Below are 16359 nucleotides of genomic sequence, written 5' to 3' on the forward strand. Positions count from 1 at the left end.
GTCGGGGCGGGTGCGCCGGACCGTTTCTGCGTGGGGGGCCGGGCGATCCGGGCCGCGTCGTGCCTCGTGGATCGGGCCGCCTCAGCCCGCCGCGGCGTGCCCGGCGGGCCACGCGCCGGAGGGCAGGGTCCGCGGCCCGAGGCCGCCGCAGGCCACGGCCGCCTCGCGGAAGTCGGCCTCGTACCCCTCCAGGAGGCGCAGGAAGCGGCGGGTGGGCCCGGTCAGGCTGGTGCCCCGGGGGCTGCGCAGCAGCAGGCGGGCGCCGAAGGCGTGCTCCAGGCGGTGGATGCGGCGGGTCAGCGCGGACTGGCTGATGGACAGCACGGCCGCCGCGCGGTTGATGCTGCCGTGCCGCGCCACGGCCCGCAGCAGGTGGAGGTCCTCCACGTCCAGCTTGCGTCCCTCGGCCGGCACCGGTGACGCGTCGGGGTGCGTCCCGCCGTGCGGACCGGTCCCGGCGGGGTCGGCGTGCCGCCGGGTCTGCTCGGCGTGCCACCTGGTCCACCAGGGCTCGTCGAGCAGGTCGCGGTGGTGCGCGGCGAAGCGGCGCAGATGGCCGCGGGCGATCAGCGCGGCGAGCCGTGCGGCCAGCGCCGGCGGGACGACCGTGGGGTCCGCGAGCAGGCTCGCGGTGCGGCGCGGGCGCTCCACGAGCGAGCGGCGCACCAGCGAGGGCGCGTGCGCGGCCGGGTGCGCGGGCGAGCCGAGACCGATCGCGTCGCCGCGGCTCAGGATGCCGCGGACCACGGAGGCGTCGGCGACCTGCAGCCGCGCGGGCGCCGGCAGTCCGGCCGCCTGGAAGACGCGGGCCACCAGGATCTCGGAGGCCGGCCCGGACTCGGACACCCAGCTCTCGTCGCGCAGGTCGGCGAGCGAGACCTGCCGCCGGGCGGCCAGCGGGTGCTCGCGCGGCAGGATCACCCACAGGGGGTCGTCGAGCACCTCGTACGTCCGCGTGGGCCGCTCCAGCGCGTGGCGCGGCGCGTCCACGGTCCAGGTGTACGCGGCGTCGACGACGTAGTCCGCGAGGTGCGCGGTGACCTGGTGCGGCTGCTCGTGGCGGACCGCGAGGAGCAGACCGAGGGAGGCCGCCGCGTCCTCGACCACGTCCTCCAGGAGGGGCGCCGTGGTGGCGAGGGAGAGCACTTCCGGTGCGTCGACGGCCTCGGAGCCGTGGCCGAGCAGCTGGGTGCGCGCGGCGAGGTCGATGCGGCGGAAGTAGCGGCGGCCGGCGACCAGCATGCGGGAGCCGGCCGACGTCAGCCGGGCGGTGTGCAGGCCGCGCAGGGTGAGCGGGGCGCCGACCGCCCGGTCGAGCCGGTCGAGCCGGCGGTCCACGGTGCTGTGCCGGGTGCCCGCGCGGCGGGCCACTTCGGCGATGTCGCCGTACTGTCCCACCGCGGCGAGCAACGAAAGATCGTCCCTGCTCAGGGACGACACCGATTCCGTCCCGTCCGCGAGGGTCGGCTCCCATTCCGTCAAGAGAGACAATTTCGGTTCCCTTTTCCATCGAAGAATCAACGCCGAATTGCCCGTTGCTTTTCTGGAATCGCGGAATCGATCATGGCAGGCGGTTCTCTTCTGCCGCTCCTCGCGGCCGGCCGCCGAGAGCGCGCGGAGACCGGCCCGATAGCGGTCCGGGCCCGGACGGGTCGGGCCCCGTGGGGCGTGTCGGTCAGACCGTGTCGGTCGGGCGGACCAGGATCTCCTGGACGGTGGCGTGCGGCGGCGCGGTCACGGCGTACCGGACGGCCTCGGCGACGTCGGCGGCGCTCAGCGTGCGGATCCGGCCGACCTTCTCCTCGAAGGCCGCCTTGGTCGGGGCGTGGGTGATGTGGCTGCGCAACTCCGTCTCGACGGTGCCGGGTTCGATGAGGACCACCCGCACACCGCGCTCGGTGACCTCCTGGCGCAGCGTCTCGCTGAAGGCGTTCACGGCGAACTTGGTGGCCTGGTAGACGCCGGCGTTGCGGACGACCGTACGGCCCGCGATGGAGGACATCTGCACGATGACGCCCTTGCTCTCCAGCAGGTGCGGCAGGCCGGCCCGGGTCATGTGGAGCACGCCGAGCAGGTTGGTGTCGATCATCCGGGTCCAGTCCGTGGGGTCGGCGCCCTCGATGGGCCCGAGCAGCATCAGACCCGCGTTGTTGACCAGGATGTCCAGGCCGCCGAGGGCCTCGACGGTGGAGCGCACGGCCTCCTCCGCCGCGGCGGCGTCGGTGACGTCGAGCTCGACCACGTGGACCTTCGCGCCGGCGGCGGCCAGTTCGTCGGCGAGCGCGCGCAGGCGCTCGACCCGGCGCGCGGCGACCGCCACGGCGGCGCCCTCGGCCGCCAGCATCCGGGCCGTGGCCTCGCCGATTCCCGAGCTCGCTCCGGTGACGAGCGCGACCTTGCCCTGCAGTGCGGATGACATCGTTTCTCCCCAGGTGGTACCGCGGTCGTGCTGCCCGGCGGTAATAGTGGCGTACGGAGTTCCAGAGAACCGGTGAACCGGAGAATACGAAGGCGGCGGGCCGCCCATCGCGTTCCCGGTTATGACTGTTTCCGCGCGGTTATGCGACCGGCGGATCGCACCCGGGCACGGCCTTCGCCGCTCCGGCAGATTGGCTGCACGACAGGGCGATCCGTGTGCAGCGATGGGCGGTTGATGATGAGCGAGGCAGCTCCTCGGCAGCGACAGGAGGCGTCGGCGTACCCGATGCCCCGCGTCTCCCCCGTGGATCCCCCGCCGGAGCTCGCCGAGTTGCGGGCCGGGCGGGCCGCGAGCCGGGTCACCCTCTGGGACGGCAGCGAGGTGTGGCTGGTGACCTCGCACGCCGCCGTACGCTCGCTGCTCGGCGACCGCCGCCTCACCGCGGTCACCAGCGCGCCCGGCTTCCCGATGCTGACCCGCACCTCCCCGCTGGTGCGCGCCAACCCGAAGTCGGCCTCGTTCATCCGCATGGACGACCCTGAGCACTCCCGGCTGCGCTCCATGCTGACCCGCGACTTCCTGACCCGGCGGGCCGAGGCCCTGCGGCCGGCGGTGCGCGAACTCCTCGACGAGACCCTGGCCGGTCTGGTGACCGGGCAGCGCCCCGTCGACCTGGTGCAGGGGCTGACCATTCCGGTGCCGTCCCGGGTCATCACCATGCTGTTCGGGGCCGGCGACGACCGCCGCGAGTTCATCGAGAGCCGCAGCGCGATCCTCATCGACCGCGGCTACACCCCCGACCAGGTCGCGACGGCCCGCGACGAACTGGACGGCTATCTGCGCGAGCTGGTCGAGGAGCGGATCGCCGATCCCGGCTCCGACCTGATCAGCCGGCTGGTGCTCGACCAGGTGCGCCCGGGCCACCTCACCGTCGAGGAACTGGTGCCCATGTGCCGCCTGCTGCTCGTGGCCGGCCACGGCACGACCACCAGCCAGGCCAGCCTGAGCCTGCTCAGCCTGCTGACCGACCCGCACCTGGCCGACGCGCTCGCCGCGGACCCGGACCTGATGCCCAAGGCCGTCGACGAGCTGCTGCGCTTCCACTCCATCGTGCAGAACGGCCTGGCCCGGGCGGCGATCGAGGACGTGCAGCTCGACGACGTGCTGATCCGGGCCGGCGAGGGCGTGGTGCTCTCGCTGTCGGCCGGCAACCGCGACGAGCGGGTGTTCCCCGACCCGGACCGGATCGACCCGCACCGCGACTCCCGCCGCCACCTCGCCTTCGGCCATGGCATGCACCAGTGCCTGGGCCAGTGGCTGGCCCGGGTCGAGCTGGAGGAGATCCTCGCCGCGGTCCTGCGCTGGATGCCCGGCGCCAAGCTCGCCGTGCCCTTCGACGAGCTGGACTTCCGTCACGAGGTGTCGAGTTACGGCCTCGGCGCCCTGCCCGTCACCTGGTGAGCGCCGTGGAACCGTCCGCCGGCGCCACGGCCCCGTTCACCGTCACGGTCGACCCGGACGCCTGCTGCGCCATGGGCCGCTGCGCGGCCACCGCGCCGGAGCTCTTCGACCAGGACCCCGACACCGGGATCGTGGTCCTGCTGAACGCCACTCCCCCACCCGAGCAGCACGAGGCGGCCCGGCTGTGCGCCGAGCTGTGCCCGTGCGCGGCCATCACGGTCACCGAGACCTGACCGCGCCGACAAGGAGCGATGATGAACGACGCAGGTTCCGTCCCGTCCGCCGCCGAGGCGGCGCTCGCCGCCGACGCCTCCGCCATGGGCGAGGCGGCCCGCTGGGCCGTGGAACTGCTCACGGCGCCCGGCCTGGCCACCGAGGACGCCCTCGCCGGGCGCTTCGTGCCCTCCTTCCCGTTCGGGCTCGGCGGGGGCTTCGTCCAGCGGCTCCGGGAGTGGCGGGAGAAGGGCCCGTTCACGGTCCAGGCGTACGAGCCGGTCGCCCACAAGGGGTGGGTCGTGCTGCGCGGCGGCGACGGGACGCGGCACTTCCTGTCGCTGACCCTCGACTCCAGCGGCCTGCTGCGCCTGCTCACCTTCCAGCCCGAGACCGTGATCCCGGACGTGCGCACCTGGGACGAGGTGGAGGACCTGCTGCGCACCGAGGGCGTGGAGCACTCCGTCCTCGCCGCCCGGCTCACCGCCGACGGCCCGGTCGTGCTGCACGAGTCGGCCGCCGACCGGCCGATGCCCACCGGCTCGGCGTACAAGCTGTTCCTGATGCGGGCGCTGCTCGTGGCGATCGACGAGGGCAGGGTCGGCTGGGACGACGAGGTCACGATCACGCCCGAGCTGCGCAGCCTGCCCACCGGCGACATGCAGGAACTGGCGGACGGGACGCGGGTGTCGGTGCGCGAGACGGCGCACAAGATGATCGCGCTGAGCGACAACACGGGCGCCGACCTGGTCGCGGACCTGCTCGGGCGGGACGCGGTGGAAGCCGCCCTGGCCCCCGCCGGGCACCACGACCCGTCCCTGATACGCCCGTTCCTCACCAGCCACGAGGTCTTCGAGCTCGGCTGGGGGGATCCGGAGCGGCGCGCCGAGTGGGCGCGGCGGGACGAGGCCGGGCGCCGCGAGCTGCTGCGCGAGATCGCCGGGCCGATCACGGTGCGCATCAGCGACCTGGGCGAGACCGTGCACCAGCTGGGCCTCGACTGGTACATGGACGCCTATGACGTGCTCCGGGTCCTCGACGGACTCCGGGAGGACAGCGAGCGGGACGCCGACGGCGTGGTGGAGGAGATCCTCACCGCGTACCCGGGGATCCCGGTCGACCGGGACCGGTGGTCCCGGGTCTACTTCAAGGCCGGTTCCAGCCCGGGCGTGATGATGTTCTGCTGGCTGCTGGAGGACCACGCCGGCCAGGTCTGGGTGCTGGTGCTGCGGCAGTCCTCCGCCGAGCAGAAGTTCATCGGCGACGGCCTGTTCCTGCGCGGCGTCGGCCGCCGGATCATCGAGTCCGGCCTGCTGGCTCCCGAAGCAAAGCCCGCCCGGTGAGCGTCCGCGACCGCCTGCTCGCCGGGCTCGTCGCCGTGCTGTGGGGGCTGAACTTCCTCGCCGTACGGATCGGGCTCGACCACTTCCCGCCGGTGTTCCTCTCCGCGATGCGGTTCCTCGTCCTGGCCGTGCCGGTGGCCCTGTTCGTGCCCCGGCCCAAGGTGCCGGTCCGCTGGCTGGTGGTCTACGGACTGGGCTTCGGCGTCGTGCAGTTCGCGCTGCTGTTTCTCGCCATCGACGCCGGCATGCCGTCCGGGCAGGCGTCGGTGGTGGTGCAGGCCTCGGCGCCGTTCACGATGCTGCTCGGCCTGCTGTTCGGCGAGCGGATCAGTCGGCGGCAGGTGGGCGGCATCGTGCTCGCCGTGCTCGGCATGACCGCGATCGCGGTGGAGCGGGCCCGGGACGCGGCGCTGCTGCCACTGGTGCTCACCCTGCTCGCCGCGCTCGGCTGGGCCGCGGGCAACATCGCGGGCCGGCAGGCCCGGCCGGAGCATCCGCTGCGCTTCGCGCTGTGGATGTCCGTCGTGCCGCCGGTGCCGCTGCTCGCCCTGTCCGCGCTCCTGGAGGGCCCCGGCACGGGCTGGCGGGCGCTCGGCGAGTCGTTCAGCCCCGACGGGGCGGCGGGTCTGGTGGCCCTGCTGTACACCTCGCTCGCGGGCACGGTGGTCGGCTCCGGCATCTGGACGGCCCTGCTCAAGCGGTACGAGGCGGGGACCGTCGCGCCGTTCTCGATGCTGGTCCCGGTCGTCGCCGTCGCGGTGGCGTGGATCTTCCTGGGCGAGCGGCTGTCCGCCTGGTCGGCGGTGGCCAGCGTGGCCGTCGTCGTCGGCGTGCTCGTGGGCACGACGAAGGGCCGGACGAAGGCCGCGACGCCGGGCGCCACGCCCGCCACGACACCGGGCGGCGGCACGGGCGGCGGAACGGGCGACGCGGCGCGCCACGGCCTGCCGGGGCCCGCGGCCCCGGCAGAGCCCGGCCCGGGTCAGTCCGACGGGTCGACGGCGCGGGTCCAGAACACCCAGCGGTCGTAGGGCTCGAAGCCCATCGCCGCGTTGAGCGCGATCACCGGGTGGTTGTCCTCGGCGTTCGCCGTCTCGATCAGCCGCACCTCGGGCTCGTGGCGCAGCACGTACGCCAGGTTGGCGAGCTTGAGGAGCAGGCCGAGGCGGTGGCCGCGGTGGTCGCGGTGCACCACGGTCATGCCCTGGAGGGCGTACTCGGGGTTGCCGGCCGTCTTGGACACGCTGGTGTAGCCGGCCAGGGTGCCGCTCTCCTGGTGCACCACCCCGGTGTGGTGGGCCCGCCGGCCGCGGCCGACCCGCATGGTCTCGAACTGCCGGGCGTAGCTGGTGCGGACGTCCTCCTCGGCCCGGTCGGCGGCCGCGTCGCCCAGCGACAGTTCGAGCCGCGAGACCGGCACCGCGTACTCGTCCGGGGTGATGGTGCCCCAGGTGACCAGGGAGTAGCCGGCGGGCACGGCGGGCACGCCGCCGGCCAGCGGATCGTGCCGGCGCAGGTCGAGCCACTGGTGCACGCCCGCCGGTATCCCGGCCCGGCTGCCGCCCGTCGCCGCGGCGAAGGCGGCGGGCGCCGGGTCCTGCGGCGGACCGGCCGGCAGGCTCTCGACGACCGTCGCGGCGAGCGAGCTCCGGCCGTGCTTGCGGGCCAGGGACAGCGCGTGGTCGTGCAGCGCCCGGCCGATGCCGCGGCGGCGCAGTGCGGGGTGGACGACCAGCTGGTCCACCCGGGCCGACGGCGCCCCCTCGGGCAGCGCGAGCCGCAGCGCGCCGACCACCCGGCCCTCGCTGCGCACCACCCAGTCGTCCAGGACGGTGGCGGGCGGCGCGAACCGCAGCGAGCCGACCAGGTCGACGTTGCACGGCGGCGCGGAGCGCGGGCCGGCGGCGGTCGCCACGGCCATCAGGTCGAGCCACTGGCCGACCGTCTCGTCGTCGTCCGCGGCGAGCGGGACGAACTCCAGGTTCATACGGGGTCCTTACGAGTCGGAGCCGGAGGGGGCGTCGGGGTCGAGGCCCATCGCCTGGACGTCGTACAGGCCGAAGGCGGGGTGGACGTAGACGTTGGTGACCCAGGGGTTGCGGAAGTGCAGGGTCTTGTCGTGCACGAGGGGCAGCAGTACGGCGTGCTCCATCACCCGGCGCTCCACGGCCCGCCAGCGCTCGACGCGCTCGTCGGGGTCGGTGCTGTGCAGGGTCTCGTCGATCAGGCCGTTGATCACCGGGTCGTCGAGTTCGGGCAGGTTCCAGTTCCCGCCGTTGCGCCGGATCTGGCGGCCGTCCACGAGCGGGGCGAGGAAGCCGTACTCGGTGGGGAAGTCGGCGCCCCAGTCGGTGACGATCAGCCCGAGCCCGTGCCTGCGCACGGTGTCGGGGTGGCCGGCGCCGAGGCTGAAGTACGTGGCGACGTCGAGTTCCTTGACGGTGAGCCGGATGCCGACCCGGGCCACCGACTCGACCAGCGCGTCGGCGACCATCCGGAACTTGCCGCGCTGGGTGCCGATCACCGCCTCGAAACCGTCCGGGAGTCCCGCGGCCGCCAGTTCGGCCCGGGCCGCCTCCAGGTCACCGCGCAGGTCGGGGCCGGTCGGGTACGGGTCGAGGTCCTGGTGCGCGGGCAGCCGCGGCGGGAACAGGGCGGTGGTCAGGTCGCCGCCGGTGACGGGGCCGCCGCGGGCCTGCTGGAGCAGGATCTTGTCCGCGGCGAAGTGCACGGCCCGGCGGACGTGCACGTTGTCGAAGGGCGGTATGTGCGGCTGCATGGCGACGAAGTGCAGGAAGCTGGTGCGGGGGTTGTCGGTGTGCGAGCGCAGCACCCCGTCGGCCGTCACCCGGTCCTGGGCCGCGTGCTGGAGCCCGCGGCCCTCCAGGTTGATGTCGAACTCGCCGTCGATCAGCCTGGCGTCGAGCTCGTCGACGTCCAGACCGATGGTCAGCTCGACCCGGTCCGGCAGCGCGGGCCGGAGCGGATCCGTGGCCCGGTCCCAGTGCGGGTTGCGCTCCAGCCACAGGTGCGCGCCCGGCTTGTGCTCGGCGACCCGGTAGGGGCCGCTGGAGCGCGGGTCGGAGCCGTAGTCGGCGCCGGTGTCGGCGTGCCGCGGCACCGGCGCGGTGCACGGCTGGGCCATCAGGTGGTCGAAGTCGGAGAAGGGCCGGCCGAGCCGGAAGACGATCGTGCGCTCGTCGGGCACCTCGACGGACCGCAGCGGCAGGTCGGTGCGGTACGGCCCCGGGTAGGGCCGCGCCGGGTCGTCGAGCAGCGGGATCAGATAGGTGGGGCCGCCCGGCAGCACGTCCTGGGCGAAGATCCGCTGCACGGCGTGGCGCACGTCGGCGGCGGTGATCGGGGTGCCGTCGTCGTAGCGCAGGCCGGGACGGAGCCGGTACGTCCAGGTGCGGCCGCCGTCGGAGACCGCGCCCGGCCCCTCGGCGAGGTCCGGGACCGGGACGAGCCCGGCGGGGCCCGGGTCGGTCGGGTAGGCCATCAGGGTGCGGTTGAGCATCCGCTGGAGCAGCCACACCCACACGTAGTAGGTGCGGGCCGGGTCGAGCGAGTCGACGTCGGCGGAGGAGACGAGGCGGAGCGTTCCGCCCCTCCGGTCGGAGGGGTTGACGAGGGCTCCCACGCCGGTGTCCCAGCCCGCTCCGGGGCGGCGGGCGGCTTGGGCGGTGCTCATCGTGCTGTCCTTTCGAGCCTGAGGAGGAAGGAGTGTTCGCGGGCGGCGAGGCAGCCGCGGGCGAGCTTGGCCTCGACGCTGCCGATGCCGGCGTGGAGGACCTTCACGCCCTGCTGCGCCGCGGCCTCCAGGACGCGGTAGTACAGGACGTCGTAGTAGAGGGGCAGCTTGCCCTGGGCCTCGTAGTCGAAGCCGGCGCGGTGGCCGAACCACTCCTCGCGGCCCCGGGCCCGGGAGCGCAGCACCATGCCGAAGCCGATGGGCACGCCGTCCTTGCGGGCGACGGAGACCATCGCGTCGTCCCCCATGACCTCGCCGATCCAGCCGATCAGCCCGGCCGAGTGCTCGGGCGAGGCGGGATTGCCGTACTTGCGCAGCAGGTTGCAGTCGAGTTCGCCGAGCCGGGGCACGAGCTCCGGGGTGATGCGCTCGATACGGGTCTCGATGCCCGCCTCCTCCAGCGCGCGCCGCTCCAGGCGGACCCGGCGGCGGCGGTGCACGGTCATGTCCGCGAGGAACTCGTCCCAGCCGCCGGGCGGCACGGGCAGCCAGGCGTAGTGCGCCGACGGGTGGGAGACGTAGCCGCGCTGCCGCAGCAGCGCCACCAGGTCGGTGTCCCGCTCGTCGACGTGCGGGAAGCAGACGGTGGCCGCGCCCCGCTGCCGCGCCAGCTCCTCGGCCTCCTCGACCAGCGCCGCGACGTCCTCCGGCAGGCCGTCGGCGGCCACCAGGGGCCGGGTGCGGCCCAGGTGGCGGCCGCCGCACACCAGGGACGGCAGCAGGGACGCCGGGTCCCCGTCCGCCGTGTCCCGGAGCCGTTCCAGGGCCTCGGGGTCCTCCTCGCCGACGGCCCGTCCGAGCATCGCGTCGGGGCGGGCGAGGAGCCAGGGCACGGTGTCGTCGGCCCAGGCGGTCACCAGGGCCGCGGCGGGCCGGCCGGCCCGCCGGCGGACCAGGAAGTCCATGGTGGTGCCCGAGTTGCGTTCCTGTACGGCGAGCCAGCGCGGGGTCTGGAAGCAGTCCTCGGGGCCGACCAGCTCGTCCCAGCCGGCGTCGACGAGGGCGGCCGCGCCGGGAACGTGCTCCACCACGGCCGCACCGGTCGCGGCCGGTCCTGCCGCGGCCGGTCGTGCCACCGTCGCGTCGCCGCTCACGAGCGCGCGTCCTCGGTGTGCTCGGCGTCCTCCCCGGCGTCCTCCTCGACGACGAAGTCAAGGTAGCCGGCCGCCTTGTCGGCCAGGGCCTGGGCCTCCTCGCGGTCGGCGCCGCTGCAGTAGGTGAAGCCGACGCAGGAGGAGTTGTCCATCCGCTGGAGCAGCTTGTCGCCCTTCTCCACGTGCAGCAGCACCTGCACGCCGGGGACGGCGGAGGCGGCCTCGATGCCGTCGACGCGCACGAGGGTGCCGCGCCGCTGGGGGTAGATCATCCGTACGGCGGCGCCGCCGCGGTGGACGACGGGCTCGATCGGCGGGACCTCGCCGATGGCGAGCAGCCACGCGTCGAGGATGGGGCTGCGCCCGGTGACGTCCGTGACCAGCATGGTCATGCAGCTGGACGGGGTGCGCGGGTTGGCCTCGATGATGCGCCAGCCGGACTCGGTGCGCCGCACCTCGGTGTGGCAGGGCCCGTGGTCGTAGCCGATCGCCGCGAGGGTCTCGCGGACCACGGAGTACAGCGCGTCGCGCTCCTCGTCGGACAGCGGCACCGGGAAGGTGTGGCCGCACTCGATGTACGCCGGGTCGCCGAACAGGTCCTTGGAGGTGACGCCGAAGACGTGGGTGTGCCCGTTCACGGTCATCGTCTCGACGCTGACCTCGACGCCCTCGACGTACGTCTCCAGGAGCACCTCGCCGGAGCGCGGCTGGCCGCGCAGGCTCTGCCGTACGCCGGACAGCTCGTCGAAGGCCGCTTCGAGCTGCGCCATGTCGTCGACCCGCCGGACGCCGTAGCTGATGGCCTCGGCCGGCGGCTTGGCGATCATCGGGAAGCCGAGCTTGGCGACCGCCTCGGGCAGTTGGGCGCGGTCGGCGACCAGCATGTGCGGGATGTTGTACGGCACGTCGCCGAGCGCGACCCGCAGCCGGTCCTTGACGTTGGCGGTCTCCACGGCGGCCGGGTCGGGGCCGGGCAGGCCGAGCCGCTTCGCCGCCTGCGCGGCGAGGACGGTGTGGTAGTCGGAGAACGAGGTGAGGCCGTCGACGAGCGGACGGCCGTCCTCGCCGGTGACCTCGGCGAGCACGGCGTCCAGGTCGGTGGTGTCGACGTCGATCACCCGGTCGACGGCCGCGCCGAGCGGGTGGGTGTCCCAGTCGTGGCCGTGGGTGTACCAGTTCCGGTCACCCGTGAGCAGCCACACCTCGAGCCCGTGCTCCCGCGCCTGGTGCAGGCCCAGGACGAACGGGTGGTTCTGCATGTGCTCGACGATCGCGATGCGCTTGCCCGCGAAGTTCGCATAGTCGGCCAGGGGTGTGGTCATCGAACCGCCTCCGTGATTCCACCGCAGTCACTTGACTGGAACCCCAGTTGACCCCGCCGGTACGGCGGGGGTCACGGCCGTGGCGGCGGAGCGCATAGGCGGCGGACAAGGCGCATAGGAAGGACGGCCCCCGGCCGTTCACTTCCTGGGCACCTCCACGAGGGACAGCAGACCGCCGAGGACCGCGAACAGGACGACGGTGAGGGCGAGTTCCACGGTGTCGACGCCGGCGTTCTCGACGAGGCGGCCACCGGCGAAGAACCACGCCGCCGCGCCGCCCGCCACCAGCAGGTGGTTGCCGCGCTCGCCGGTCAGCCGCATGCCGGCCCAGAGCAGCAGCGGCGTCAGCAGGACGCCGACGACGGACGCCACGAGGCTCTCCAGGAATCCGGTGCCGAAACCGGCGTCGGGGCCGGCGGAGGCGGCGTGGGCCCACTGCCGCAGGGCGTGCCAGACCGCGTAACCGACGAGGGCCGCGAGACCGGACACGAGCGTGCCCTTGAGCCAGCGGAACGTTCTGGTCTTCGTCATGGGTGCACCGTTTCACGGGGGACGGGAAAAGGGCCTGAGTACGAGTACTCAGGCCCTTTTCGGTCGAGTCGGGTCAGCCGGATCGGACGCTGCCGAGCCGGTTCAGCCGTGTGATCAGCGGCCGTTGAGCGTGTTCTGCAGTGCCGTGGCGTAGATCGCGGCGCCGGAGACCTTCGGGTGGAAGGACTTCATGGACGGCGCGACGTTGCCGGGCAGCCAGTTCCAGTCGCGGTTGTCCGCCTTCGAGTGGCCGGACAGGACGATGCCGTTGACCGTCTCCGGGTCACCGCAGATCGCCTTGCCGGCGAACTCGTCGCGCGGGTCGGAGAAGACCGCGTTGGCCGCGTAGACGGTGTTGGCGTCGTTCACCGCGCCCTGCATCTCGGTGGCGACGGTGTCCGCCATCGAGTTGAGCCACGGCGCCTCCTCGGTGCCGATGCCCAGCACGCACTGCCCGCCGTTCTCCAGGAGCTTCGGGTAGCCCATGAGCACGATCTTCGCCTTCGGGGCGCGCTTGTGGATCTCGCCCAGCGTGTTGGCCAGGCGCGGCCGGACCGTGTCGTGGGCCCACACCGGCGCCCACTGGTCCAGCGGTCCGGTGGTGCCGGAGGCGGAGCCGCCGGTGTCCGGGTTCTTGTTGTCGAGCTCGTTGTCGTTGCACACGGTCAGGGCCGTGATGCACTCCTGGATGATGTCGGCGAACCGCATGTCGTTGCCGCCGATGGAGAGCATGACCAGGGTGGTGTTCTGGTCCAGGTAGCCCTGGGCGATCTGGCCCAGCTCACCGCTCTGGCCGTCGCGCAGGATGTTGAAGTGCCGGGCGCCGGAGCAGGCGACGAACTGGTAGTCCATGTTCGGACTCATGCTGTCCATCATGGCGCCGATCGAGGAGCCGTAGCCGGGCAGGACCGCCACCCGGGACCAGGCGTACTTGGAGCGGTGGCACTTGTCCTCGGTGTCCGGCTGCTGCGCGTCGTAGTAGTCGGACTCGGGGAAGTAGTCGTCGCCGCCGTTGGACGAGGCGCCCTCACCGGAGGAGTACGAGTCGCCCATGGCCACGACCTGGTTGGCCGGCTTGCCGCCGAGCGGCTCGAAGGCCGCCGCGTCCCAGGCGACGTCCTCGGTGCCCTTGCCGTCCTGGGTCACGTTCGACAGCGACACGGTGGGCGTGCCGGTGAAGTTGAACGCGCCGAGCGAGACCCACTTGTTCTCCATGAGCCGCTGCGGCTTGGCCCGCTGGGTGCTGGTCGAGTCGCTGCCGCCGACGGTGTAGACGGCCTGCCGGGTGTGCGCGCCGTGGTCGGGCAGGTGCACCCAGACCCGCATCCAGCCGCGGTTGCCGGTGCCCAGGGTCCAGGTGCCGGTGGTCTTCAGCCGGTCGGCGTCGGTCGTGCCGGCCTTGTTGGTGTGCGAGAACCAGAAGTGGTTGCCGTAGGCGGCGCCGATCTGGTGCAGGTCGATGTGACCGGAGGAGCTGGCGAAGGACAGGTCGAAGGTGCCGGCGGACGAGACCGCTCCGCAGCTCCGGGCCGACGATCCGGCCGGCGTGACGCCGTTGGCGACGTCGTCGACGACCAGCGTGCCGGCCGGCAGACCCGCGCTGCACCGCGGCGGGTAGGAGTTCTCGTCAGGCTGCTCGGGGTAGGTCGTGTCGAAGCGGTGCAGCGGGTTGCCGCACTCGGCGTTGGCGGTGCAGTTCTTCCAGGTGGCGGACTTGTGGAACCAGCACTTGAGGTAGAGCGGGTCCGACTCGTTCGGGTCACCGGGCAGCAGGCAGGGGCCGCCGCCGGTGTTGTTGGTCGCGTCCGTGCTGATCTTGGAGGCGTCGCAGTCGTTGCTGCTGTCGCAGAACAGGCCGATCGGCGGCTTGGCCGTCGTGCGGTTCATGGTGGAGGTCCACCAGGCGGCGCGGTAGCCGGGCGCGAAGGTGCCGGGCTTGAACATGGCGGAGATGGGTCGCGCGGCCCAGCCGATGACCTTCTCCTCGTACGGCCAGTCCTGCGGGTGCGCGGCCTGGCTGTAGTCGTCACCGCCGGCCGCGTTCTCCAGGAACGGGGTGCGGTTCTCCTTCCACAGCGGGTTCGCCGGGTTGTTGGTCCAGCCGACGCCCCACTTGCCGGACGTGGTGCCGGCCGAGGACTGCGGGTGGTAGCCGGAGTTGTAGGCCCACAGGGCGTAGAACCAGTTCTCGATGTACTTCGGCTGCCCGTCGTTGATGAGCAGGCCGTCGGAACGGGTCTGGTTCCACTTCTCGATCAGGATGTTCACGCCCGCCGCGATGTTCGCCGCGTAGTCGAGCGCGACCGCCTCCTGCTGGGCCACGGTCTTCGTCACCGGCTGACCCTTGTTCGGCAGCCGCATGCCGTCGGTGACCTGGGTGACGCCGTAGCCGCAGTCGGAGTTGGACCAGTCGATGGCCCACGGGTCGGCCTGCTGGCCGCTGGACGAGTAGTGGACGCCGTAGAAGTTGGCGACCAGCGGGTTGGCCGTGACGCCCGGCACCGCGTACCGGGTCGCCTGCCACATGTTGGACTCCTGGGCGGTGATGCCGAGCATCACCTGCGCCGGGACGTGCCAGTCGGCGCCGCTGCCGCCCGTCATGGTGCTGAGCGGGAACAGGGTCTGCGGCGAGTAGGCCGCCATGCCGGTGTTCTTCCAGTTCGACGGCCTGCTCGCGCCGGCGTTGAGGTTGCCGACGATCGCCTGGTCGACGGCCCACTCGATCTGGCGCGGGGTCGGCTGGAAGGCCTGCTTCTTGACGTCGTTGCGCGGCACGGAGCAGGTGCGGTCGTCGTCGACCGGCGAGGCGAACGCGGTCACCGCGCCGGTGGACGCGGAGCCGGTCGCGGACAGGGCCGGGCTCAGCGTGGTCGCGGAGCGCTGGGCGGCGGCGTCGCCGAGCCGGTCCCCCGGCATGGCGTCGAGGACGGTCGTACGACCGGTGTCCAGCGCCTTGAGGGTGATCCGGGCCGTACGGGCCGAGAAGGAGTCGCGCTGGGAGATCCGCGAGTCCTTGCCGTCCGCCCAGGCCGTGGTGAGCGCGGCGCCGCCGCGGCTGGAGACGCGGGCGTCCTTGGCTATGCCACCGGGGTTGCGGACCGCGGCGGGCAGGGGGCCGGCGTTGCGGGCCCGGCCGGTGACGTAGACGGTGCCGCCGGGCGTACGGGCCAGGTCGAAGCCGGTGAGCGGGCCACGGGCCAGCTCGGCGGCCCGCCCCTTGGCGTTCGGGGAGCGCAGGGCGCCGGCGTCGACCCGGGACACGGCCGCCTGGCCGGCCTGGTCGGCCTGGTTCGCGGTGGCCTTGGCGGAGGGCTTCAGGTCGGCGGGCAGGCGGTCGATGAAGGTGACACCGCCGTCGGCGTCCGGCTGGAGCTGGAAGGGGACGGCGTGGGTGCGGGCGACGGTGCGCACGGTGGTGCCGTCGATCCGCACGACCTGCTTGCCGCGCGCGGCGACGATCGCGCCGCCCGCCGGGACCGCCGAGGTGACCTGTCCGGCGATGGTCGCCTTCTTGGTGGTGCGGCCGGTGCGGGCGTCGGTGGTGAGCAGCCGGGTCTCGTTCTTCTTCGCCGTCAGTTCGTCGGTGAACTGGGTGAAGACGACCTCGTCGCCGGTGCCGCAGCCCGGCGAGAAGTAGCCGAGCGTGGCCTGGAACGGCAGCTTGCGGACCCGTCCGTTAGTCAGGTCCATGACAGCAGTGAAGGCGCCACGGCTCATCAGGTCGGGCTTGTTGGTGAAGGTCCGCGGCGCGTACGCGACCGCCGCGTACTTCCCGGACCCGGTGACACAGGCGTTGCCGATCCAGGTGTCCGTGTCGAAGCCGGGCTCGGAGAGCGAGGCCGCGGTCTTCCACCGGTAGCCGTCCTTCTCGGCGGCCACCATCACATGGAACCCGGTGCCGTCGCCCAGCGTCGTGAAGGCCTGGTCCGACGACGACCGGTAGCCCGCGCCGAGCAGTTCGGCGCGCTTCTCCTGCGGTACGGCGCGGGGCTCGCCGCCCGGCGCGGGCGGCACGGCCGAAGGGGCCGCCGGCGCCCAGCCGTTCGCCGCACCCGGCGGAATGGTGCTCGCGTACGCCTGCGTGGTGACACCACAGGCCACCGCGAGCGCGACGGCCGCGGTGACGGGGACGCGCACGTGCCTCGACACGGCGCGTAACGTTCTCGTGGGGCTCAACGTCTGTCCTTACTTTCCGGGGGAGGGACACGCCCGGTTCAGGGCG

At 73.1% G+C, this 16359-nt stretch carries 12 protein-coding genes; 4 read left to right on the top strand and 8 right to left on the bottom strand.

Annotated elements, in window-relative coordinates:
- Positions 1 to 81: 81 nt before the first annotated feature.
- A complete protein-coding gene (locus ACWEV0_RS09165) occupies positions 82 to 1410 on the bottom strand; it encodes a LysR family transcriptional regulator (RefSeq protein ID WP_453147792.1) in 1329 nt (442 codons plus the stop codon).
- Between the two features lie 265 nt (positions 1411 to 1675).
- On the bottom strand, positions 1676 to 2419 hold the full coding sequence (locus ACWEV0_RS09170; protein ID WP_453147793.1) for an SDR family NAD(P)-dependent oxidoreductase: 744 nt from the start codon (positions 2417 to 2419) through the stop codon (positions 1676 to 1678).
- Between the two features lie 303 nt (positions 2420 to 2722).
- Between ACWEV0_RS09170 and ACWEV0_RS09175 the strand changes: the two genes are divergently transcribed.
- The 4 genes from ACWEV0_RS09175 to ACWEV0_RS09190 are packed head-to-tail and all read left to right on the top strand — an operon-like array spanning position 2723 to position 6467.
- A complete protein-coding gene (locus ACWEV0_RS09175; protein ID WP_453147795.1) occupies positions 2723 to 3880 on the top strand; it encodes a cytochrome P450 in 1158 nt (385 codons plus the stop codon).
- Positions 3877 to 4113, top strand: a complete 237-nt coding sequence (locus ACWEV0_RS09180; RefSeq protein WP_453147797.1) for a ferredoxin — start codon at positions 3877 to 3879, stop codon at positions 4111 to 4113. Before ACWEV0_RS09175 ends, ACWEV0_RS09180 begins: the two co-directional genes overlap by 4 nt.
- A 21-nt stretch (positions 4114 to 4134) precedes the next feature.
- Positions 4135 to 5436, top strand: a complete 1302-nt coding sequence (locus tag ACWEV0_RS09185; protein WP_453147799.1) for a serine hydrolase — start codon at positions 4135 to 4137, stop codon at positions 5434 to 5436.
- The gene (locus ACWEV0_RS09190; RefSeq protein ID WP_453147801.1) at positions 5433 to 6467 is read left to right on the top strand and encodes an EamA family transporter; all 1035 of its coding nucleotides are present in this window, start codon (positions 5433 to 5435) and stop codon (positions 6465 to 6467) included. Before ACWEV0_RS09185 ends, ACWEV0_RS09190 begins: the two co-directional genes overlap by 4 nt.
- On the opposite strand, the gene ACWEV0_RS09195 is transcribed toward ACWEV0_RS09190, so the two are convergent.
- From ACWEV0_RS09195 to ACWEV0_RS09220, 6 genes are all read right to left on the bottom strand, one after another.
- The gene (locus ACWEV0_RS09195; protein WP_453147802.1) at positions 6419 to 7423 is read right to left on the bottom strand and encodes a GNAT family N-acetyltransferase; all 1005 of its coding nucleotides are present in this window, start codon (positions 7421 to 7423) and stop codon (positions 6419 to 6421) included. The two genes, ACWEV0_RS09190 and ACWEV0_RS09195, sit on opposite strands and share 49 nt — an antisense overlap.
- Before the next feature lie 9 nt (positions 7424 to 7432).
- The gene (locus ACWEV0_RS09200; RefSeq protein ID WP_453147804.1) at positions 7433 to 9130 is read right to left on the bottom strand and encodes an ABC transporter substrate-binding protein; all 1698 of its coding nucleotides are present in this window, start codon (positions 9128 to 9130) and stop codon (positions 7433 to 7435) included.
- Positions 9127 to 10284, bottom strand: coding sequence for a GNAT family N-acetyltransferase (locus ACWEV0_RS09205; protein ID WP_453147806.1), 1158 nt, complete (start codon positions 10282 to 10284; stop codon positions 9127 to 9129). The genes ACWEV0_RS09200 and ACWEV0_RS09205 overlap by 4 nt, the downstream gene beginning before the upstream one ends.
- Positions 10281 to 11606: an ATP-grasp domain-containing protein gene (locus ACWEV0_RS09210; RefSeq protein WP_453147808.1), complete on the bottom strand. Its 1326-nt coding sequence runs from the start codon at positions 11604 to 11606 to the stop codon at positions 10281 to 10283. Before ACWEV0_RS09210 ends, ACWEV0_RS09205 begins: the two co-directional genes overlap by 4 nt.
- A 138-nt stretch (positions 11607 to 11744) precedes the next feature.
- A complete protein-coding gene (locus ACWEV0_RS09215; protein ID WP_453147809.1) occupies positions 11745 to 12137 on the bottom strand; it encodes a hypothetical protein in 393 nt (130 codons plus the stop codon).
- 114 nt (positions 12138 to 12251) lie between these two features.
- A complete protein-coding gene (locus tag ACWEV0_RS09220) occupies positions 12252 to 16286 on the bottom strand; it encodes an SGNH/GDSL hydrolase family protein (RefSeq protein ID WP_453147811.1) in 4035 nt (1344 codons plus the stop codon).
- Between the last annotated feature and the right edge of the window lie 73 nt (positions 16287 to 16359).

It is taken from the genome of Streptomyces sp. NPDC003943 (genome assembly GCF_053605265.1).